This is a genomic window from Brachybacterium sp. GCM10030252 (assembly GCF_042666535.1).
GTDB lineage: Bacteria > Actinomycetota > Actinomycetes > Actinomycetales > Dermabacteraceae > Brachybacterium.
This window is the reverse complement of record NZ_JBHTDM010000004.1, coordinates 454,093-475,682: the sequence shown is the minus strand read 5'-3', so window position 1 is coordinate 475,682 and position 21,590 is coordinate 454,093. Positions and strand designations below refer to the sequence as shown.

Below are 21,590 nucleotides of genomic sequence, written 5' to 3'. Positions count from 1 at the left end.
GCGGACGACCGCTCGTGCGCGCACGGCCACATGAGAGAATCGGGGCCATGTTGCGCTGGCTCACGGCCGGGGAATCCCACGGCCCGTCCCTCATCTCCCTGCTCGACGGCGTCCCTGCCGGCATCGAGCTGACCAGTGACGATCTGCAGGCCGCCCTGGCGCGCCGCCGTCTCGGCCACGGTCGCGGCAGCCGTCAGAAGTTCGAACAGGACGTGCTGACCATCCACGGCGGGCTCCGGCACGGCCGCACGCTCGGCTCTCCCGTGGCGATCGAGATCGCCAACTCCGAATGGCCGAAATGGGAGAAGGTCATGAGCGCCGACCCGGTCCCGCGCGAGGATCTCCTGGTCGACGCCGGCACCGGTGATGAGCGCGAGATCGCCCGGAACCGCCCGCTGAGCCGCCCCCGGCCCGGCCATGCCGACCTCTCCGGCATGCTCAAGTACGGCTTCGACGACGCCCGCCCGGTGCTCGAGCGCGCCAGCGCTCGCGAGACCGCTGCCCGCGTGGTCGCCGGCCGCGTGGCCGCGGCGCTGCTCGAGCAGGCCGCCGGCATCCGGCTGGTCTCCCACACCCTTGCGGTGGGCTCCGTGCGCGTGCCCGAGGACGCCCCGCTGCCGGGCCCGGACGACGCCGGCGCCCTGGACGGCGATCCGCTGCGCTGCTTCCACCCCGAGACCTCCGAGGCCATGGTCGCCGAGGTCGACGCCGCCAAGTCCGACGGTGACACCCTCGGCGGCGTCGTCGAGGTGCTCGCCTACGGTCTTCCCGTCGGCCTCGGCTCCCACACCCAATGGGATCGCAAGCTCGACGGCCGCCTCGCCCAGGCGGTCATGTCGATCCAGGCGATGAAGGGCGTGGAGATCGGGGACGGCTTCGCGACCGCCGCCCGCCGCGGCTCCGTCGCCCATGACGAGATCCTCGCCGACCCGGCCACAGGGGGGAACCCGTCGGCCGTCCCGCGCGCCAGCAACCGCGCCGGAGGGCTCGAGGGCGGCATGACCAACGGCCAGGTGCTGCGTGTGCGCGGCGGCCTGAAGCCCATCTCGACGGTGCCGCGCGCGCTGCGGACCATCGACGTCGCCACCGGTGAGCAGACCAGTGCGAATCATCAGCGCTCCGACGTGTGCGCGGTCGCTCCCGCCGCCGTCATCGCCGAGGCCGTCGTCGCCGTCACGCTTGCCGACGCGCTGCTGGAGAAGACCGGCGGCGACAGCGTCGAGGAGATCCGGGCGCACCTCGCCGGTACCGGGGACCTCCAGTCCCGCATTCTCGGCCACGGCCCGGAAACGGCCTCGTGAGCGGTCCCGCGGTCATCCTGCTGGGCCCCATGGGGGCCGGCAAGACCAGCGTGGGCCGGGAGCTCGCGGCCCGCCTCGACATGCAGTTCGCCGATCTGGACGCCCTGATCGTCGAGGAGGCCGGGCGCTCCATCCCGGAGATCTTCGCCGCCGACGGCGAGGCCGGTTTCCGCGAGCTCGAAGCCGGCGTCCTCGCCCGCGCTCTGGAGACCCACGGCGGAGTGCTGGCTCTGGGCGGCGGAGCGGTCATGACCCCCGCGTCCCGCGACCGTCTGCGCGGCGGCCCGGTGGTGCTGCTCGAGGTCGACGAGGAGACCGTCGCCCGACGCCTGGGCCGCGGGGCCGGCCGGCCCATGCTCACCGGGCAGGATCCGCTGCAGCGCTGGCGGGAGCTCTCGCTCGAGCGCGATCCGGTCTATCGCGAGCTCGCACGATGGAGGGTCGACGCCCGCCGGGGCAGTTCCGCGACCGTCGCGCGCACCATCACCGACATGCTGGGGGAGGACCTGCTGGCCCGCCCCGAGAAGGAGAGACCATGAGCACCACCGTGATCCCCGTGACCACGCCGAGCGGCGGGTACGACGTCCGCGTCGGCCGGGGCATCCTGCCCGAGATCCCCGCGATGATCCCAGATCGGGTGCGGCGCGTGGTCATCGTCCACCAGCCGAGCCTGCGCGAGGTCGCCGAGGAGATCCGGGCATCGATCGCCGAGGCCGGACGCGACGCCTTCGCCGCCGAGGTCCCCGACGGGGAGGAGGCGAAGACGGCGCAGGTGGCCGGCTTCCTGTGGGGTGTGTGCGGGCAGGCGGAGATCGGCCGCGGCGACCTCGTGATCGGCCTGGGCGGGGGAGCGGCCACCGACCTGGCCGGCTTCGTCGCCGCCTCGTGGCTGCGCGGCGTCGACGTGCTGCAGGTCCCGACCACGGTCGCCGCCATGGTCGACGCCGCCGTGGGCGGGAAGACCGGTATCAACACCGCCGAGGGCAAGAACCTCGTCGGCGCCTTCCATCCCCCGATCGCCGTTCTCGCTGACCTCGATGTGCTCGCGGGGCTCGGCCATCACGACACCGCCGCCGGTCTCGCCGAGGTGGTCAAGGCCGGTTTCATCGAGGACGAGCGGATCCTGGAACTCGTCGAGGAGGATCCCGAGGCCGTCCTGGACATCTCCTCGGCAGCGTTCCGCGAGGTCGTCGAGCGCGCCATCAGGGTCAAGGCCCGAGTGGTCTCCGCGGACCTCCGCGAGGCGGGCGAGCGCGAGATCCTCAACTACGGGCACACCCTCGGCCACGCCATCGAGCGCAACGAGCGGTACCAATGGCGTCACGGTGCCGCCGTCTCCGTCGGCATGATGTTCGCCGCCGAGCTGTCCCACCTCGCCGGCAAGCTCTCCGAGGCCGACGTCGATCGTCACCGTAGCGTCCTCACATCACTCGGGCTGCCGGTCACCTACCGCGACCGGCAGTGGCCGAAGCTCGAGGACGCCATGAAGCGCGACAAGAAGACCCGGGCCGGTCTGCTGCGCTTCGTGGTGCTCGATCGGATCGGGCACGTCTCACGGCTCGAGGGACCCGACCCGGCCCTGCTGCTGTCCGCCTACGCGGCGATCACCGCGGACTGAGGCGATCCCGTGACACGTTCAGGCGACTCCGGCTCCCCGGCGGCCGACGGCCCCGCGGCCGGTGGTCCCGCCGCCGATGCCGGTGTCGTGAGGGTGCGCGGGATCGAGCTCGGCCGGGGGCGGCCGGAGATCATCGTCCCGGTCACGGGCGCGGACCAGGGTGCCGTCCTGGACCAGGCGCGCGCTGCCACCGACTCGCCCGGCCGGGTCCTCGAGTGGCGCCTGGACCGATTCCGCCCGGACCTGGATGTCGCCGCGCACCGGGACGCCGCCGTCGCGGCGCTCCCGGCCCTGCGCGAGATCATGGGGCAGGATCGTGCCCTGCTGGTCACGCTGCGCACCTCTGCCGAGGGCGGGAGTCGGGAGATCTCCGACGACGAGCTCGCAGCAACTCTCGAGGCGGTGATGGCGGGCGGCTTCGCCGATCTCGTGGACGTGGAGACTTCCCGATCGCCCGAGACCGGGGCCTCGGTCATCGCCTCGGCGCACGCGCTGGGGCTCGCGGTGGTGGGATCGTTCCACGACTTCGAGCGCACCCCGCCGGAGGACGAGATGGCCGAGATCCTGCGTACCCAGCGCCGGCTCGGTGCCGACCTCCCGAAGATCGCCGTGACCCCCCGCGATGCTCGGGACGTGCTGGCCCTGCTCGCGGCAAGCGTCCAGGTCGCCGACGACGGGCTCGGCCCGCACATCGCGATCAGCATGGGCTCGCTCGGCGCGGTCAGCCGGGTCGCTGCGGAGACGTTCGCCGGCGCCGCCACCTTCGCGGCCGTCGGTGAGGGGTCCGCGCCCGGCCAGCTCGAGGCCGGGGAGGTCGCGCGCATGCTCACGCTGCTGCGTCCCTGAGCGCCTCACCCCACACGGGCGTATGCGCGGACGGGGAAGGACGGGGCGCCGGACACAGGAAGCGGAACCGCGGAGAACAACGCTCCGTCACTGGGCAGAGCATTCAACCGCGTCAGGTTCTCGACGATGAGTACGCCGTGGCCGAGCAGTGTCGAGTGCACCGCGCGCTCGGCCCCCGTGGTGGCGTCGATATTGACCGAATCTATTCCCACGAGTACCGCGCCCGATCGCACCACCTGGTCGGCCGCGGCCGCGGTGAGGTGCGGATGCTCGCTGCGTCCATATTCCTCGGTGCCCCAGTGTCGATCCCAGTCGGTGCGGATCAGCACGGCGTGCCCCGGAGCGTGCTGGGGCAGGAGATCGGCGCCGACTGCCGAGACACCGGTGGCGTCGACCACGAGGGCCGGCACATCTGCCACGCGATCGATGCCGAGATCTGCGATGTCCGTCCCGTTCGGGAACCGGTGCTGCGGAGCGTCGAGGTAGGTGCCCGTGCTAGTCGCCAGTTCGACGGACGCGATGCGGAACTCGGTTCCCGGGGCGTAGTGCGACCGGGAGTCCTCGAACGTGAGGACATCGTGGATCCGGGGCGCAGGAACGCCGGGGTGCATGGTCATACCGGGGGCTATCGGATGCGTCAGGTCGATGAGGGCCATGGAGGATCTCCCGGGTTGTCGGAACGGTCGGTGCGGAGCGTCGTCGAGTCATCGTCCTCGCCGGCCTCAGGAGCCACGGCGTCGTCGAGCTCATCGGCCTCGTCGTCGAAGGCGCGCTCCGCGTACGACGAAGCGTCGGCGTCGTTCGACGTCACGTCCTCGGCGAGATCATCGACGGAGTCATCGACCACTGGGATCGTGCCGGTCTCCATCGCCACCCGGGTGCGTTCGCTGCGCCGGGTGCGTCGCACCAGGGCCTTCAGCTGCGAGGCGGACATGGTCACCTGCCATTCGCTGTGCGCGGGCAGCGTCCACTGCCGCCAGGCCGCGAGCCCGGCGAGCACAGCCCCGATGCCGACGGCACCGAGCACCCATGGGGCCGGCATGCCCAGCGCGAACACCGCCCAGGTCAGCAGGGCCGTGAGGAACGCGCCGGTCGCGTACAGCGGGCCGCCGCCGAAGATCGCCGGGATCCGCCCCACCAGCACATCACGGATCACGCCCCCGCCGACCGCGCTGGCCACGCCCAGCAGGATCGCCGGCAGCACGTCGAGCCCGTACCCGAGCGATTTGGCCGTCCCGGTTGCCGCCCACAGTCCCATCGCCATGATGTCCAGCCCCGTGACCAGGCGCCGCCACAGGGTCCCCTCGGCCGAGATCACGAAGGAGAACAGCGAGCCGCCGAGCGCGCAGGCCAGGTACCAGGGCCCGTCGAAGGCGGCCGGGGTGCCGTAATCCAGGATCAGGTCACGCACGATGCCGCCGCCCAGACCGGCGGCGATGCCGATGATCGCGAACCCCACCGCATCGAAGTTCAGCCGGGAAGCCAGCGCCCCGGCGGCCACGCCCATGACGAAGACCCCCAGCAGGTCCAGGACGCGCAGGAGGTCGTTGGTCACGAGCAGTTCGAGGGGATCCACCCTTGAACCGTAAACCGCGATCCGGCCTGCGGGAACGCTGCCGTGACGGCTCTGACTCCGGCGGCTGCCGGGCGCGCCGCAGGGCAGGCTCCGGGCACGCCGTAGGATCGGGCCATGACCGCTGAGAGCCCGCTGCTGCGCATCGGCCTGACCGGCGGCATCGGCTCCGGGAAGTCGACCGTCGCGGCGATCTGGCGGAACGCCGGGCTCCGAGTGATCGATCTGGACGCCCATTCCAGGGCTGTGCTCGACGTTCCCGGACCGGGAGTCGAGGAAGCCGTCGCCCGCTTCGGCGAGGAGTTCCGCAACGCGGCGGGGACCATGGACCGGGCCGCGCTCGCCAACCTGGTCTTCGCGGACTCCACAGCCCGGGCCGATCTCGAAGCGATCGTGCTCTCTCGCGTCGACGAGGAGGTCGCGCGGGAGGAGGCCGAGGCCGCCGCGGCGGGGGAGGCGCTCGTGATCCACGACAGCCCGCTGCTGCTGGAGAAGCACAGGGACGCTGAGTACGGAGCCGTCGTGGTGGTCCTCGCGCGTCGCGAGGATCGGATCGCCCGCGTGGTCCGCGACCGCGGGCGGGACCGCGCCTACGTCGAGTCGGTGATAGCGGCGCAGGTCACCGACCTCGAGAGGATCCGTCGGGCCGATCGCCTGGTGCTGAACACCGCCGGCCGTGAGGTCCTGGACCGCAGAGCCACGAGAGCACTCTCACGCATCCTCGACGAGCACGTCCCGTCGTCCGTCGGGCCCGCGTCGTAGGCTCGGAGACATGCGTCCTGTCACCGATCTGGTCCGCGCCGAGCATCCCTTCGAGGTCGTCTCCGAGTACAGCCCCTCGGGCGACCAGCCGACGGCGATCGCCGACCTCGCCCGCCGCATCAACGACGGCGAGCAGGATGTCGTGCTGCTGGGCGCGACCGGCACCGGCAAATCGGCCACCACGGCGTGGCTGATCGAGCAGGTCCAGCGACCCACACTGATCATGGCGCACAACAAGACCCTGGCCGCGCAGCTGGCCAGCGAGTTCCGCGAGCTGCTGCCGCACAACGCCGTGGAGTACTTCGTCTCGTACTACGACTACTACCAGCCCGAGGCGTACGTCCCGCAGTCCGACACCTACATCGAGAAGGACTCCTCGATCAACGCCGAGGTCGAGCGGCTGCGCCACAGCGCGACCAACTCCCTGCTGACCCGCCGCGACGTCGTGGTGGTCTCCTCGGTCTCCTGCATCTACGGCCTGGGCACCCCTCAGGAGTACGTCGATCGCATGGTTCAGCTGGCTCGCGGTGACCAGCTCGATCGCGATCAGCTGCTCCAGCGCTTCGTGGACATGCAGTACGACCGCAACGACGTCGCCTTCGAGCGGGGCACCTTCCGGGTGCGCGGTGACACCGTGGAGATCATCCCGATGTACGAGGAGCTCGCGATCCGCATCGAGTTCTTCGGCGACGAGATCGACGCCCTGTACACGCTGCACCCGATGACGGGTGAGGTCATCCGCGAGGAGGACCACATCCACATCTTCCCCGCCTCCCACTACGTCGCCGGTCCCGAGCGGCTCTCTCGCGCCATCGAGTCGATCGAGGTCGAGCTCGCCGAGCAGCTGGAGCACCTCGAGAGCCAGGACAAGCTGCTCGAGGCCCAGCGGCTGCGGATGCGCACCACCCACGATCTCGAGATGCTGCGCCAGATGGGATCGACCAACGGCGTGGAGAACTACTCCCGTCATCTGGATGGTCGCGCGCCGGGCACCGCGCCGAACACGCTGATGGACTACTTCCCCGAGGACTTCCTGCTGGTCATCGACGAGTCCCACGTGACCGTCCCGCAGATCGGGGCGATGTACGAGGGGGACCGCTCCCGCAAGCGCACCCTGGTCGACTTCGGCTTCCGCCTGCCCAGCGCGCTGGACAACCGGCCGCTGACGTTCTCCGAGTTCACCGAGCGCACCGGCCAGACGGTCTACCTCTCCGCGACGCCGGCGGACTACGAGCTCGGCAAGTCGCGCGGGGTGGTCGAGCAGATCATCCGCCCGACGGGTCTGATCGACCCCGAGGTCGTGGTCAAGCCCGTCAAGGGCCAGATCGACGATCTGCGCGAGGAGATCGAGAAGCGCGTCCAGCGTGACGAACGAGTGCTGGTGACCACGCTGACCAAGCGCATGGCCGAGGACCTCACGGACTTCCTGCTGGAGAACGGGGTGCGCGTGCAGTACCTCCACTCCGACGTCGACACCCTGCGCCGGGTCGAACTGCTGCGTTCGCTGCGCGCCGGGGAGTACGACGTGCTGGTCGGCATCAACCTGCTGCGTGAGGGCCTGGACCTGCCGGAGGTCTCCCTGGTCGCGATCCTGGACGCGGACAAGGAAGGCTTCCTGCGCTCCCAGACCTCGCTGATCCAGACCATCGGTCGCGCCGCCCGCAACGTCTCCGGCCAGGTCCACATGTACGCCGATACGGTGACCGACTCGATGAAGGCGGCGATCGACGAGACCAACCGGCGCCGCGAGAAGCAGATCGCCTACAACACCGAGCACGGCATCGACCCGACCCCGCTGCGCAAGCGCATCGCCGATGTCACCGACATGCTGGCCCGCGAGGACATCGACACCGAGACCCTCATGGCCACCGACTATCGCTCGGGCAAGGAGCGGGTCCAGCGTGACAAGGCCCGTTCGAACGCGGTCGATGCCGTCAGCAACCGGACCGTCGACCTCGGGGACGACCCGGTCGGGTCGCTGACCGGCATGATCGACGAGATGACCGCGCAGATGCACCAGGCCGCGGAGAACCTCAACTTCGAGGTCGCCGCCCGACTGCGCGATGAGGTCCAGGAGCTCAAGAAGGAGCTGCGTCAGGTCCAGCGCTCGAGCTGAGCCACGCCGTCAGCGGGGTCTGGGCACGCTGCCGTGGCGGGCCATCACGCGGCCGGTTCCACCACGCTGTGGCAGAGGACCTCGACGCAGTCCGCGAGACTGAACCCGGCGCCCCCTGTGGTCGCAGCGATTCGATCCGGGTCTGCATCGTTCGCAGTGCTCGAAAGGGGGTGGGGCACCTCGCGCACGCTCATCCGATCATGCAGGGCGGGCCAGCGCGCCTGCACGGGGTGACCGGCGTCGTCGAGCACCTGGAACCGCGGCTGGTGCGCAGTGGTCCGGGCAGGGTCGGGGGCGAGCTGCAGACCGCCTTCGTGGACCATCACGTGGTGGCGCCGGCACAGCAGCGCCAGGTCCTCGATGTCCGTGGCGCCGCCCCGCGACCAGGCAGTGGTGTGGTGGGCGTCGAGATGCCGGCTCTGGTGGCAGCCGGGGAACGTGCAGACGGTGTCGCGCAGGCGGAGCGCGCGGCGCTGAGCACGGGAGGCGAGGCGCTGGGACCTGCCCAGATGGAGCACCTCGCCACCGGCGTCGGTGACCATCAGTGCGACCTTCCCGGTGCAGGCCAGCCGCTCCGCGGTACGAGATTCCAGGGGACCCTGGCCCACCACACCGCAGCGCTGGAGCGTTCCCGCGGGAACGCCGGGAGTGGCGGGCAGGGGTGCGGGCGCAGTGTCCCGCCCCGTGTCAACGGCATCCTGGTCGGCGGTCGGCGCGGACTCGCGAGATGGCGTTCCCGCGGGAACGGATCCGGTCAGCGCCTCGGCGCTGACCTGGACGACCACCAGGTGACGGTCCTCCCCGGAACGGTCGTCGGGCTCGGAGTCGAGAAAGCTCCGCGCCACGCTGTGCAGGGCGTCGGCCTTGCGCTGCTCCAGGGTCGGCGTGGTCGTGACCACGGCTATTGCGGCGTCGTCGCTCGGAGGCTCGTCGGATCCGGGATCGAGCGAGGAGGGATCGTGGCCGTCCCGGTCCAGGGCCAGATCCAGGGCGGTGACCACCTCAGCACCCGTCTCGGCGGGCAGCACCGCCCGGATCTCGACCATGCCGTCGTCCCGAGTCTGCCAGCGACCGTGGCGCACGGCATCCTGGCCGAGCCGGCTGCCGTCGACAGCGCGGAACGAGGAGATGGTCCGTGCCAGCTGGGAGGCGGTCATCGCCCGGGCCATGTCCACCAGCACGGCTTCGTCGACACGGTCGGTGACGCGGGTGATCTCGCGGACTTTGGAGAAGGACAGGCGGCCGGCGCGGAACTCCGCGACCGTCAGCGGCGCCTCCGGCAGAGCCCGTGCTACTCGGACGTGCTCGCGGGCGGTGCCCGGGGTCATGGAGCAGGCCCATGCCAGCCAGTGCGCCGTCGACTTCAGCCCCACGTACCAGCTCACCCCGTCCCGGGCATCGAAATCGGCCAGCGACAGCAACATGTCGCAGGTGGCCTCGGCGATGAACGCGGCCTGCTGCTGGATCTGCTCGCCCAGCGCCTCGGCTTCCTGCCGAGCGATGCGGGAGCGGCGCCGGTGCTCGGACGATCTCGACGGCAGCGGGGTGATGGTCATGGCGGTCTCCAACCGGCAGTTGATCTGGCTTCCGAGCCCAGTCCATCAGATGGGTGTGACCGACGACGCAGCAGCCGACGCGGTGTGGACCGCGGAGCGCTGGGGAGGAAGGAGCAGGGGGCGGAGCCTGGAGCGGGGACGGCGGGGCGGGGACGAGGAGCGGAGACGACGGAATCGACGTGACGTCACTTCGTCGGCGAGCGCTCCGTGATGGTCAGATCCAGGGGGAAGTCGATGGGACTGCGGGGGAACAGCAACCGACCGGCGGCATCGGCGGCGCTGCGGATGGCGTCGGCGACCGCGTCGGCCTGGGCGGCCGGAGCGTGCACGATCACCTCGTCGTGGAGGAAGAAGGCCAGGTGCGCGCGCCGCGCGAACACGGGCCCCGACGGCGTCGCCGCGTCGGCCGCGGCCACCGGCTCGAACCGGGCCAGCGCCAGGCGCAGCGCAGCCATCCACGACAGTGCCCATTCGGCGGCGGTTCCCTGGACCACGAAGTTGCGGGTGAAGCGTCCCCGGTCGCGGGCGGAGCGGCGTGCTCGTTCCTGCTCGCCGGGTTCGGCGTCGGGCAGGTAGGCCTGGTTCTGCGCCTGGTTCCATTCGGGCTCGGGGGCGGGGGAGGAGCGACCGAGCCACGTGGAGACCGTGCCGCCGCGCTCGCCCACCTGCGCGGCACCGTCCACGAGTGCCATGGCGCGGGGGAAGTTCTGCCGCAGCCGGGGCACCACCCGCCCGCTGTCACCGGTCGTGCCGCCGTACAGAGCGCCGAGCACACCGATCTTCGCCTCCTGGCGGCTGTCCACGATCCCCGCCTCGACGATCCCCGAGTAGAGGTCCTTGCCGGCGCCCGCCGCGACCATCGCCGGATCGGCGGACATCGCCGCGAGCACGCGCGGCTCCAGCTGTGAGACGTCGGCGCTGACCAGGCGCCAGCCGTCGTCGGCCCGCAGCGCCGGGCGCAGCTGCCGCGGGATCTGCAGAGCCCCGCCGCCGCTGGAGGCCCAGCGGCCGGTCACGACGCCCCCGGGAACGTAGACCGGCCGGTACCGGCCGTCGTGGACCCATTCCTCGAGCCAGGTCCAGCCGTTGGCGGTGAGCAGCCGCGACATCTTCTTGTAGCGCAGCAGCGGCTCGATCGCGGGGTGGTCGAAGCGGGTCAGCTCCCACTGCGAGGTCGATTCGACGTCGATCCCGGCGCGGTGCAGTGCGCGCAGCAGCCGGGGTGGCGAGTCGAGGCTCAGCTGCGGATCACCGAGGGCCGCGCGGACCTCCGCGGCGGCCTCCACCATCCCCGCCGGGCTCTGCCCTGCTGGGGGACGCGGCCCCATGGCATCGCGCAGGATCCGGTCGTGCTCGGCCGTGTCCCACGGGATCCCGGCGGCGTGCAGCTCGGCGGCGATCAGCGCGCCGGCCGATTCCGCGGCGACCAGCAGGCGCAGCCGCGCGGGGTCGATGGACCCGTCGACGGCGCGGCGCTGGCGAGCGAATTCGGCGAGCGCGGCCTCGATCTGGTGGGGAACGCCGTCGGTCCGGGCCGAGGAGTCCAGGTCGAACAGGGTCGCGCCGGCGCCTCTCTCCTCGCCGGCGCCGGGGTGCTGTTCGATCGGGACGTCCCAGGCTGTGGCCTCCCGGATCGCCTCCGGTTCCGCGACCAGCTGCGAATGGCGCAGGATCCGGTGGACCAGGCGCAGATCATGGCAGCGCTCGACGGTGACGCCCGCTGCGAGCGCGCGCGGGTACCAGGTCGCCGCGTCGCTCCACACCCAGCGGGGGCGTCGGTGCTCGCGGTGGGCGATGTGGGCGGGAAGCTCGTCGGCTCCCAGAGCGATGCGGTCGATCTCCTGCCCGTGCTCGTCGAGATCGACGATCACCACGTCACCGCCGCCGGCACGGCCGATGACGCACCAGGCGGGATCGGCGGTGCTGGTCACCAGCCTCTCTCGCGCCACTGCGGCAGCGAGGGCCGCTCGGCGCCGAGGGTGGTGTCGTCCCCGTGCCCGGGGTAGACCCAGGTCGCGTCCGGCAGCACATCGAAGATGCGCTCCTCGACGTCGTCGAGCAGCTGGAAGAAGCGCAGCGAGTCGTTCTCCGTGTTGCCCACGCCGCCGGGGAACAGGGAGTCGCCGGTGAACAGATGGTCGCCGGCCTCACCGCCGCGCCACAGCAGCGCGACGGACCCGGGGGTGTGGCCCCGCAGGGCAATCACCTCGAGGCGCTGCCGGCCGACCTCGAGCACGTCGCCGTGGGTCAGCTGCACATCCGTCGGCACGGCGATGGCAGGAGCGTCCTCCGCGCCGGCGGCCGTGCGGGCGCCGGTCGCGGAGACCAGCTCCTCGAGGGCGCCGACGTGGTCGTGGTGACGATGCGTGGTGACGATCGTGTCGAGTCGACCGGCGGAGCCGGCACCGGTGCGGGAGCCTGAGCCCTCGGCCACCAGTGCCTGCAGACGGTCGGCGTCGGCGGCCGCGTCGATCAGCAGCTGCGCGCCGGTGTCGCGGCAGGTGAGCAGATAGGCGTTGTTGTCCATCGGCCCCACGGAGGCCTTGCGGATCTCCAGAGCGGCGAAGGAGCGCAGCGCGCTTGGGCCGTGGGGTTCGACATGTCCGGTGTACTCGTTCTCAACCATGGCCCCAGTATGTCGCGGGGATCGGCAGATGTCGCGAGGATCTCCGGCGAACAGCTGTTCGAACGTCGCAGCGCGCTCGTAGGATGGAGCGGTGACTGAATCCCTCGTCGTTCGTGGTGCGCGCGAGCACAACCTCAAGAACATCGACATCGACATCCCCCGGAACCGCCTGGTGGTCTTCTCCGGGCTGTCCGGGTCCGGCAAGAGCTCCCTGGCGTTCGACACGATCTTCGCCGAGGGCCAGCGCCGGTACGTGGAGTCGCTGTCCGCCTATGCCCGGCAGTTCCTCGGCCAGATGGACAAGCCCTCCGTCGATCTCATCGAAGGGCTCTCGCCCGCGGTCTCCATCGACCAGAAGTCGACCAACCGCAACCCGCGCTCGACCGTCGGCACCATCACGGAGATCTACGACTACCTCCGCCTGCTGTTCTCCCGCACCGGCGTCCAGCACTGCCCGATCTGCGGCGAGGAGGTCAGCTCCTCCTCGGCCGAGCAGATCGTCGACTCCCTGCTGGAGCAGCCCGAGGGGACCCGCTTCCAGCTGCTGGCCCCCGTGGTCCAGGGCCGCAAGGGGGAGCACGTCGACCTCATCAGCTCGCTGCGCTCCCAGGGTTATGCCCGCGCCCGGATCGACGGGAAGACGCGGCGCCTGGACGAGGAGATCACGCTCGACAAGAAGTTCAAGCACACCATCGACGTGGTCGTGGACCGCCTGGCCGCCAAGCCCGATTCACGGCGCCGCCTGACCGACTCCGTCGAGACCGCGCTGCGCCTGGCCGACGGGCTCGTGGTGGTCGACTTCGTCGACGTCGACGAGGACTCCGAGGAGCGCACCCGCCGCTTCTCCGAGAAGCGCGCCTGCCCCAACGACCACCCGCTGGCCATCGACGACATCGAGCCGCGCACCTTCTCGTTCAACGCCCCCTATGGCGCCTGCCCCGAATGCACGGGCCTGGGCATGCGCCTCGAGGTCGACCCCGAGCTGGTGATCCCCGACGAGGACCTCAGCCTCGCCCAGGGAGCCATCGCGCCGTGGACCATGGGCTCTGCCGACCACCATCAGGAGGTCATGGCCGGGCTCGCCGAGGAGCTCAGCTTCTCGATGGACACCCCGTGGCGGGCCCTGCCGCAGCGCGCCAAGGAGGCGCTGCTGCACGGCAACGACTTCCAGGTCCACGTGCGCTACCGCAACCGGTTCGGACGCGAGCGCACCTATTCCACCGGTTTCGAGGGGATCCTGCACTTCCTCCAGCGCCGCCACTCCGACACCGAATCGGACTGGGCCAAGGAGCGCTACGAGCAGTTCATGCGCGAAGTGCCCTGCCCCACGTGCCAGGGCGCCCGGCTGCGCCCCGAGGTGCTCGCCGTGACCGTCGGCGGCCGCTCCATCGCCGAGGTGTGCGAGATGTCGATCCGCGACGCCCTCGAGTTCCACGAGGGCCTCCGGCTCGGGGTGCGCGAGGCCGCGATCGCCGACGAGGTGCTGCGGGAGATCCGCGCCCGCCTCGGCTTCCTGCTCGACGTGGGCCTGGACTACCTCACCCTGGCCCGCGCGGCCGGGACGCTCTCCGGCGGTGAGGCACAGCGCATCCGCCTGGCCACCCAGATCGGCTCCGGCCTGGTCGGTGTGCTGTACGTGCTCGACGAGCCCTCGATCGGTCTCCACCAGCGGGACAACGAGCGTCTCATCAAGACCCTCACCCGGCTGCGGGATCTCGGCAACACCCTGATCGTCGTCGAGCACGACGAGGACACACTGAACGCGGCGGACTGGGTGGTCGACTTCGGCCCGCTGGCCGGCGAGCACGGCGGCCAGGTCGTCCACTCCGGACCGGTCGAGGAGCTGCGGACGAACCCGCGCAGCCTGACCGGGCGCTACCTCTCCGGGGAGCTCGAGATCCCGCTGCCGCTGACCCGCCGCCCCGTGGACCGCCAGCGCATGATCAAGGTCGTCGCGCCCCGCGCCAACAACCTCACGGGCCAGGACGTCAGCTTCCCGCTCGGCGTGCTCACCGCCGTCAGCGGCGTCTCCGGCTCCGGAAAGTCGTCCCTGGTCAACGACGTGCTGTACTCCGTGCTGGCCAAGGAGCTCAACCGCGCCCGGATCGTGCCGGGACGGCACAAGCGCGTCACCGGCCTCGAGCACCTCGACAAGGTCGTCCACGTCGACCAGTCGCCCATCGGCCGCACCCCGCGCTCGAACCCCGCCACCTACACCGGGGTATGGGACCGGGTGCGCACCCTGTTCGCCCAGACCAACGAGGCGAAGGTGCGCGGGTACACCGCCGGGCGCTTCTCCTTCAACGTCAAGGGCGGCCGCTGCGAGGCCTGCTCGGGCGACGGCACCTTGAAGATCGAGATGAACTTCCTGCCCGACGTGTACGTCCAGTGCGAGGTGTGCAAGGGCCAGCGTTACAACCGCGAGACCCTCGAGGTGAAGTTCAAGGACAAGAACGTCGCCGAGGTGCTCGCGATGTCCATCGCCGAGGCGCTCGAGTTCTTCGACGCCGTCCCCGCGATCCGCCGCCAGATGCAGACACTGGTGGACGTGGGCCTGGGCTACGTGAAGCTCGGCCAGTCCGCGACCACCCTCTCCGGCGGGGAGGCGCAGCGCGTCAAGCTCTCCGCCGAGCTGCACAAGCGCTCCAACGGGCGCACCATCTACGTGCTCGACGAACCGACCACCGGCCTGCACTTCGAGGACGTGCGCAAGCTGCTCGAGGTGCTCGGCGGTCTCGTCGACAAGGGCAACACCGTGATCGTCATCGAGCACAATCTCGATGTCATCAAGACTGCCGACCACGTCATCGATCTCGGCCCCGACGGCGGCGCGGGCGGCGGCCGTATCGTCGCCACCGGCACCCCCGAACAGGTCGCCGCGGTCGAGGGCTCGTACACCGGCAACTTCCTCGCGCCCTTGCTGGCCTCCGGCCGCTCGAACCGGGTCGGCGTGCCGGCCGGGGCCTGATCCGCCATGGCCGACCCCGCCACCTACCGTCCCGCGACCGGGACCATCCCCACCCGGCCGGGGGTCTACCGGTTCCGCGACGAGCATGGCCGCGTGATCTACGTCGGCAAGGCGAAGAATCTCCGCCAGCGGCTGTCGAACTACTTCCAGGACCTCGCGGCCCTGCACGAGCGCACCCGGCGCATGGTCACCACCGCCGCCGGCGTGGAGTGGACAGTGGTCGGCACCGAGGTGGAGGCCCTCACCCTCGAGTACACGTGGATCAAGGAGTTCGACCCGCGGTTCAACGTCAAGTTCCGTGACGACAAGTCCTACCCGTATCTCGTGCTGACCATGGGGGAGAAGGTGCCGCGGGTGCACATCACCCGTCGTCCCCGCGCCAAGGGCGACCGCACCTTCGGTCCCTACCCCCAGGTCGGCGCGATCCGCGAGACCCTCGACCTGATGCTCCGGGTCTTCCCCGTCCGCTCCTGCACGCCCGGCGTGTACCGACGGGCCGAGCGCTCCGGGCGGCCCTGCCTGCTCGGCTTCATCGGCAAGTGCTCCGCGCCCTGCGTCGGGGACATCTCCCAGGACGAGCACCGCAAGCTCGCCGAGCAGTTCGCGGACTTCATGGCCGGCAACACCGCGACCTACACCCGCCGCATCGAGAAGCAGATGCGCGAGGCCGCCGCGGCCATGGACTACGAGACCGCCGCCGGGCTGCGCGATGACCTCGAAGCGCTGAACAAGGTCATGGAGAAGAACTCGGTCGTCCTCTCCGACGCCACCGACGCCGATCTGATCGGCCTCGCGCAGGACGAGCTCGAGGCGTCCGTCCAGGTCTTCCATGTCCGCGGCGGCCGGATCCGCGGCCAGCGCGGCTGGACCGCGGAGATCCTCGACGCCTCCACCGCCGGCGACCTGATCGAGCGGGCCGTGACCACCCTGTACACCGAGGGCGCCGCGCCCAAGGAGGTGCTGGTCCCGGTCCAGCCCACGAACCGTGACCAGGTGCTCGAACTGATCGGCAAGCAGGTGGATCTGCGGATCCCCCAGCGGGGTGAGAAGAAGAACCTGCTGTCGACCGTCACCGAGAACGCGCAGGAGGCGCTGCGGCTGCATCGGCTCAAGCGCTCCGGCGACCTCACCGCCCGCACCAAGGCCCTCGAGGACCTCGGCGAAGCGCTCGACCTGGCCGAGCCGCCGCTGCGCATCGAATGCTTCGACATCTCCCATTCCCACGGCACCAACGTCGTCGGCTCCCAGGTCGTGTTCGAGGACGGGCTGCCCAAGAAGAGCGAGTACCGCCGCTACTCCGTCACCGGTGACGCGGCGCGGGATGACACCGCCTCGATGTACGACGTCATCTCCCGCCGCCTGAAGCACCACCTGGATCCGCCCGAGCAGACGGAGGAGGAGGCCCGCCGCTTCGCCTACCCGCCCTCGTTGATCCTCGTCGACGGCGGCCCGCCCCAGGTCGCTGCGGCCCAGCGCGCCTTCGACGACCTCGGCATCACCGACATCGCCCTGGCCGGCATCGCCAAGCGGCTGGAGGAGATCTGGCTGCCGGGCGACGATTATCCCGTGATCCTGCCGCGCACCAGCGAGGCCCTGTTCCTGGTCCAGCGCCTGCGTGACGAGGCCCACCGCTTCGCCATCACCTACCACCGCTCCAAGCGCGGGCGCGCCATGCAGGCCAGCGCCCTGGACGGCATTGCGGGGCTGGGCCCTGCCCGGCGCCGTGCTCTGCTCGACCGCTTCGTGACCGTCTCGGCGATCCGTCAGGCGTCCGAGGACGACCTCCAGCAGGTCGAGGGGATCGGTCCCGCGTTGGCCGCGCAGATCCTGGCCGCGCTACGATCCGACGAAGCGACGTCCACCGGAGCCGAGACCGGGAGCGCTTCCGCCGGTGACGCGGAGGCCGGGGAGGATGGCACGATCGACGTCGCGGTGGACATGGCGACCGGCGAGATCCTGGAGCGCTGATCCCCTCCGTCCCCAGCTCACGACCCCGGAAGGAATGCCTGGTGCACGACGAACCCCCGCTGGCCCCCCGCTCCGACACGATGGGCGACGTCGTCATCATCACCGGCCTGGCAGGTGCCGGCCGTGAGACCGCCGCCCACGCGCTCGAGGACATGGGCTGGTACGTCGTCTACAACATCGCGCCGCAGCTGATCAGCACGCTGTACGAGCTGCGCGCCTCCGCCGTGGGCCGCGAGAACCGTTTCGCCGTCGTCGTCGACCCCCGCTCCGGTCCGTTCTTCAACGAGCTCTCCGACGTGGTCGCCCAGCTGCGACGGGCCGATCTCCGCCTGCGCCTGCTGTTCCTGACCGCCGACGAGTCCACCCTCGTGCGCCGCTTCGACTCGGTGCGCCGCCCCCACCCGCTGCAGGGCGAGGAGGGCGTGCTGGAGGGGATACGCCGCGAACGGGAGATGCTCGCCCCGTACCGCCGGATGGCGGACCTGGTCATCGACACGTCTCCGCTGAACGTCCACGAGCTGACGATGAAGATGCGCAGCGTCTTCGGCACCAGTGACGAGCAGCGGCTGACCGTGACCATGCTGTCCTTCGGCTTCAAGTACGGCATCCCGCTGGAGGCGGACCACGTCAGCGACGTCCGCTTCATCCCCAACCCGTACTGGGTGCCCGAGCTGAAACCCCTGCGCGGGACGGACCAGGAGGTCGCGGACTTCGTCCTGGGGGATGCCAATGCCGCCGAGTTCGTCGACAGGTACCTCGAGATGATCATTCCCGTGCTGCGCGGCTACAGCGTCGAGAACAAGCACTTCACCACCTTGGCCATCGGGTGCACCGGCGGCAAGCATCGCTCGGTCGCCATCGCCGACCGGATCGGCGACTCGCTGCGCGGAGCCGGCCACGCCGTGCGCATCCGCCACCGCGATCTGGGGCGGGAATGAGCATCGCCGCCCGCTCCGGGCGCCGCCATCTGCGCGGCGCCGACCGTTCCGGAAGAGCCCGGCGCGGACGCATCGGAGACCCCCAGCGGCCTCTGCGCGTCGTCGCCCTCGGCGGCGGGCACGGCCTGGCCGCGAACCTGCGGGCGCTGCGCCTGCTGACCGACGACATCACGGCCGTGGTCACCGTCGCCGACAACGGCGGCTCCTCCGGCCGGATCCGCACCGAGATGCCCGTGCTGCCTCCGGGCGACCTGCGGATGGCGCTGGCCGCCCTGTGCGAGGACTCCGACTGGGGTTCGATCTGGGGTGAGGTCATCCAGCACCGGTTCGCCACCGACGGCGAGCTCGACGGCCATTCGCTGGGCAACCTGCTGATCGTGGCGCTGTGGCAGATCCTCGACGACCCGGTCGAAGGGCTCGACCAGATGGCCGAGCTGCTCGGCGCGCGGGGGCGCGTCCTGCCGATGGCGCTGGAGCCCTTGGACATCGAGGCCGACGTGCGGTCCGCGGACGGGCAGCTGCGCACCGTCGCCGGCCAATGGCAGGTCGCGACCGCCGACGGACGGGTCGAGGGCCTGCGGCTGACGCCGCCGCGGCCGCAGGTGGCGGAGGACGTGATCGAGGCGCTGGGCCGGGCCGACTGGATCATCGTCGGCCCGGGATCCTGGTACACCTCGGTGCTGCCGCACCTGATGATCCCGGAGATCGCCGAGGCCATCCGCAGCAGCCCGGCGCGACGGTGCATCACCACGAACCTGTCGGTGGGCGCACAGGAGGCCGAGGGCATGACGAGCCTGGACCTGCTGGACGTGCTGCTCGAGCACGCCGACGGGACCCGGTTCGACGCCCTGGTCGCCGACCCCACCGCCCTCGGGGACGCGCTCGCGCTGGCCCAGTCCGCCGAGTCGCGTGGGATCCGCGCGCTGCTGCGCCAGGTCAGCGTCGGCGACGGCCTCCCGCATCACGACCCGGTGCGCCTGGCCGCGGCCTACCGCGATCTGTTCGACGACGCCTACGGTGACGTCGAGCCGGCCCGGTCCGAGAACCACGGCGCGGCCGGAGCCGACGCCGAATCCAGCGAGGAGGACCTGCATGGCACTGACCGGTGATGCCAAGGAGGAGCTGAGCCGCCTCGAGGTGACCCGCCCCTCGGCACGGAAGGCCGAGGCGGCCGCGATGCTGCGCTTCGCCGGCGGACTGCACATGGTCGCCGGGCGCGTCGTGGTCGAGGCGGAGCTGGACTCCGCCTCGGTCGCGCGGCGGTTGCACGCCATCATCTCCGACATGTACGGCCACCGCGCCGAGCTCGCGGTGCTCGCCCCGTCGGGGATACGCCGCACCAGCCGCTACGTGGTGCGGGTCGACCGCGAAGGCGGCATGCTCGCCCGGCAGGCGGGTCTGCTCGACGGCCGCGGCCGTCCCGTGCGTGGGATGCCGCCGTTCGTGGTGGGAGGCGCCACCGTCGACGCCGAGGCCGCGTGGCGCGGCGCGTTCCTGGCGCGCGGCACCCTGACCGAACCGGGCCGCTCCGCCGCCCTCGAGCTCTCCTGCCCGGGCCCGGAGGTGGCGCTGGCGATGGTCGGTGCGGCCCGTCGCCTCGGCGTGGCCTCGAAGGCCCGCGAAGCCCGTGGCGCGGACCGCGTCGTCCTGCGCGACGGCGAGGCCATCTCCGCGCTGCTGAGTCACATGGGCGCCCGCCAGACCGTGCTGAGCTGGGAGGACCGCCGGACCACCCGCGAGGTCAAGGCGACCGCGCATCGGCTGGCCAACTTCGATGACGCCAATCTGCGGCGCTCGGCGCGGGCCGCCGTGGCCGCCGGTCAGCGCGTCCAGCGCGCGCTGGAGATCCTGGGGGACGAGGTGCCGGAGCACCTGCAGGCCGCCGGGCGCCTGCGCCTGGAGAACCGGCAGGCGAGTCTCGAGGAGCTCGGTCGCCTGGCCGATCCGCCGCTCACGAAGGACGCCGTGGCCGGTCGGATCCGGCGTCTGCTGGCGATGGCGGACAAGCGCGCCGAGGAGCTGGGACTGCCCGGGACGGAGGACGGAGTGGACGAGGAGCGGTTGCCCCCGTCGCCCGACCCGGGGCATTGATACGATCATCCCGGTCGTCGGTCACAGCCGGCGCCGTCCGAGCGTACGAGGGCGTGCGCGCCACTGTCCATATTTCGCAGATCCCCTGTGAATCTAGGAGGAACCGTGACCATTAAGGTCGGAATCAACGGGTTCGGTCGTATCGGGCGCAATTACCTGCGCGCCGCGCTCGAGCAGAAGGCAGACATCCAGATCGTCGGCGTCAACGACCTGACGGACAACGCCACGCTCGCCAACCTCATCAAGTACGACTCGATCGGTGGCGTCCTGCCCTACGAGGTCTCCCACGACGAGAACTCCATCACCGTCGGCGAGAACACCTTCCGCGCCTTCGCCGAGCGCGATCCCAAGAACATCCCGTGGGGAGAGATCGGCGCCGACGTCGTCATCGAATCCACGGGCATCTTCACCGACGCCGAGAAGGCCAAGGCCCACATCGAGGCCGGCGCCAAGAAGGTCATCATCTCCGCTCCGGCGAAGAACGAGGACGCGACCTTCGTCATCGGTGTGAACGAGGGTGACTACGACCCCGAGACCCAGCACATCGTCTCCAACGCGTCCTGCACCACCAACAGCCTCGCTCCCGTGGCCAAGGTGCTGAACGACGAGTTCGGGATCGTCAAGGGCCTGATGACCACGATCCACGCCTACACCTCCGACCAGGTGCTGCAGGACGGCCCCCACAAGGATCCGCGCCGTGCGCGGGCCGCCGCCCTGAACATCGTCCCGACCACCACCGGTGCGGCCAAGGCCGTGGCGCTGGTGCTCCCGGAGCTCAAGGGCAAGCTCGACGGCTACTCGCTGCGCGTGCCGGTCCCCACCGGCTCGATCACGGACCTCACCTTCGAGGCGTCCCGCGAGATCACCGCCGAGGAGGTCAACGCCGCGGTGAAGAAGGCTGCCGAGGGTCCCCTCAAGGGCGTCCTGCGCTACACCGAGGACCCGATCGTCTCCAAGGACATCGAGGGTGACCCGCACTCCTCGATCTTCGACGCGCAGCTGACCAAGGTCATCGGCAACCAGGTGAAGGTCTTCACCTGGTACGACAACGAGTGGGGCTTCTCGAACCGCCTCGTCGAGCTCTCGCAGCTCGTGGGCAAGTCCCTCTGATCCACCCGTCGTCCCCGGACGACCAAGGACCCGCCCCGGAGCCCGCCGGTCACCACCCCGAGGGGTCGGTGTCCGGCGGGCTCCGCTCGTCCCGCTCGCGCCGCCACGGCCACGAAC

Annotated in this window: 17 protein-coding genes; 12 read left to right on the top strand and 5 right to left on the bottom strand. The window is 70.9% G+C overall.

The features are described from left to right. Nucleotides 1-47: 47 nt before the first annotated feature. Genes aroC through aroD form a run of 4 tightly spaced genes read left to right on the top strand, consistent with a single transcriptional unit; the run spans nt 48 to nt 3,765 of the window. Nucleotides 48-1,301 carry a chorismate synthase gene (gene aroC / locus ACFQRJ_RS03855; protein ID WP_377017204.1) on the top strand — a complete coding sequence of 418 codons (1,254 nt, stop codon included), beginning with the start codon at nt 48-50 and terminating at the stop codon, nt 1,299-1,301. Further along, on the top strand, nt 1,298-1,840 hold the full coding sequence (locus ACFQRJ_RS03850) for a shikimate kinase (RefSeq protein WP_377017202.1): 543 nt from the start codon (nt 1,298-1,300) through the stop codon (nt 1,838-1,840). The genes aroC and ACFQRJ_RS03850 overlap by 4 nt, the downstream gene beginning before the upstream one ends. Then, nucleotides 1,837-2,919, top strand: coding sequence for a 3-dehydroquinate synthase (gene aroB / locus ACFQRJ_RS03845; protein WP_377017200.1), 1,083 nt, complete (start codon nt 1,837-1,839; stop codon nt 2,917-2,919). The genes ACFQRJ_RS03850 and aroB overlap by 4 nt, the downstream gene beginning before the upstream one ends. A gap of 9 nt (nt 2,920-2,928) precedes the next feature. Then, nucleotides 2,929-3,765, top strand: coding sequence for a type I 3-dehydroquinate dehydratase (aroD, locus tag ACFQRJ_RS03840; RefSeq protein WP_377017198.1), 837 nt, complete (start codon nt 2,929-2,931; stop codon nt 3,763-3,765). Nucleotides 3,766-3,770: 5 nt separating this feature from the next. Here aroD and ACFQRJ_RS03835 read toward each other — a convergent pair whose 3' ends face one another. Then, nucleotides 3,771-4,421 (bottom strand): cyclase family protein, encoded by a 651-nt coding sequence (locus tag ACFQRJ_RS03835; protein ID WP_377017196.1) that lies wholly within the window; start codon nt 4,419-4,421, stop codon nt 3,771-3,773. Then, nucleotides 4,403-5,341 carry a trimeric intracellular cation channel family protein gene (locus ACFQRJ_RS03830; protein WP_377017194.1) on the bottom strand — a complete coding sequence of 313 codons (939 nt, stop codon included), beginning with the start codon at nt 5,339-5,341 and terminating at the stop codon, nt 4,403-4,405. Before ACFQRJ_RS03830 ends, ACFQRJ_RS03835 begins: the two co-directional genes overlap by 19 nt. 114 nt (nt 5,342-5,455) lie before the next feature. Between ACFQRJ_RS03830 and coaE the strand changes: the two genes are divergently transcribed. Both coaE and uvrB read left to right on the top strand, forming a co-directional pair. Further along, nucleotides 5,456-6,100 carry a dephospho-CoA kinase gene (gene coaE / locus ACFQRJ_RS03825; RefSeq protein WP_377017192.1) on the top strand — a complete coding sequence of 215 codons (645 nt, stop codon included), beginning with the start codon at nt 5,456-5,458 and terminating at the stop codon, nt 6,098-6,100. A gap of 10 nt (nt 6,101-6,110) precedes the next feature. After that, nucleotides 6,111-8,216 carry an excinuclease ABC subunit UvrB gene (gene uvrB, locus ACFQRJ_RS03820; protein WP_377017190.1) on the top strand — a complete coding sequence of 702 codons (2,106 nt, stop codon included), beginning with the start codon at nt 6,111-6,113 and terminating at the stop codon, nt 8,214-8,216. Between the two features lie 44 nt (nt 8,217-8,260). Here uvrB and ACFQRJ_RS03815 read toward each other — a convergent pair whose 3' ends face one another. The 3 genes from ACFQRJ_RS03815 to ACFQRJ_RS03805 all read right to left on the bottom strand — a co-directional run bounded on the left by ACFQRJ_RS03815 (nt 8,261) and on the right by ACFQRJ_RS03805 (nt 12,398). Continuing rightward, nucleotides 8,261-9,772 (bottom strand): DUF222 domain-containing protein, encoded by a 1,512-nt coding sequence (locus tag ACFQRJ_RS03815; protein ID WP_377017188.1) that lies wholly within the window; start codon nt 9,770-9,772, stop codon nt 8,261-8,263. Between the two features lie 185 nt (nt 9,773-9,957). Continuing rightward, nucleotides 9,958-11,703 (bottom strand): bifunctional 3'-5' exonuclease/DNA polymerase, encoded by a 1,746-nt coding sequence (locus ACFQRJ_RS03810; RefSeq protein WP_377017186.1) that lies wholly within the window; start codon nt 11,701-11,703, stop codon nt 9,958-9,960. After that, a complete protein-coding gene (locus ACFQRJ_RS03805) occupies nt 11,700-12,398 on the bottom strand; it encodes an MBL fold metallo-hydrolase (protein ID WP_377017184.1) in 699 nt (232 codons plus the stop codon). The genes ACFQRJ_RS03810 and ACFQRJ_RS03805 overlap by 4 nt, the downstream gene beginning before the upstream one ends. A 91-nt stretch (nt 12,399-12,489) precedes the next feature. On the opposite strand from ACFQRJ_RS03805, the gene uvrA reads away from it, so the two are divergent. The 6 genes from uvrA (at nt 12,490) to gap (ending at nt 21,473) form a co-directional block, all read left to right on the top strand. Beyond that, on the top strand, nt 12,490-15,366 hold the full coding sequence (gene uvrA / locus ACFQRJ_RS03800) for an excinuclease ABC subunit UvrA (protein WP_377017182.1): 2,877 nt from the start codon (nt 12,490-12,492) through the stop codon (nt 15,364-15,366). 6 nt (nt 15,367-15,372) lie between these two features. After that, on the top strand, nt 15,373-17,334 hold the full coding sequence (gene uvrC / locus ACFQRJ_RS03795; protein ID WP_377017180.1) for an excinuclease ABC subunit UvrC: 1,962 nt from the start codon (nt 15,373-15,375) through the stop codon (nt 17,332-17,334). Nucleotides 17,335-17,414: 80 nt separating this feature from the next. Then, nucleotides 17,415-18,272, top strand: a complete 858-nt coding sequence (rapZ, locus tag ACFQRJ_RS03790; protein WP_377017284.1) for an RNase adapter RapZ — start codon at nt 17,415-17,417, stop codon at nt 18,270-18,272. Then, nucleotides 18,269-19,381 carry a uridine diphosphate-N-acetylglucosamine-binding protein YvcK gene (gene yvcK / locus ACFQRJ_RS03785; RefSeq protein ID WP_377017178.1) on the top strand — a complete coding sequence of 371 codons (1,113 nt, stop codon included), beginning with the start codon at nt 18,269-18,271 and terminating at the stop codon, nt 19,379-19,381. The genes rapZ and yvcK overlap by 4 nt, the downstream gene beginning before the upstream one ends. Beyond that, nucleotides 19,365-20,363, top strand: coding sequence for a DNA-binding protein WhiA (gene whiA / locus ACFQRJ_RS03780; protein WP_377017176.1), 999 nt, complete (start codon nt 19,365-19,367; stop codon nt 20,361-20,363). The genes yvcK and whiA overlap by 17 nt, the downstream gene beginning before the upstream one ends. 105 nt (nt 20,364-20,468) lie before the next feature. Next, nucleotides 20,469-21,473 (top strand): type I glyceraldehyde-3-phosphate dehydrogenase, encoded by a 1,005-nt coding sequence (gap, locus tag ACFQRJ_RS03775; protein WP_377017174.1) that lies wholly within the window; start codon nt 20,469-20,471, stop codon nt 21,471-21,473. The last annotated feature ends 117 nt before the right edge of the window (nt 21,474-21,590 follow it).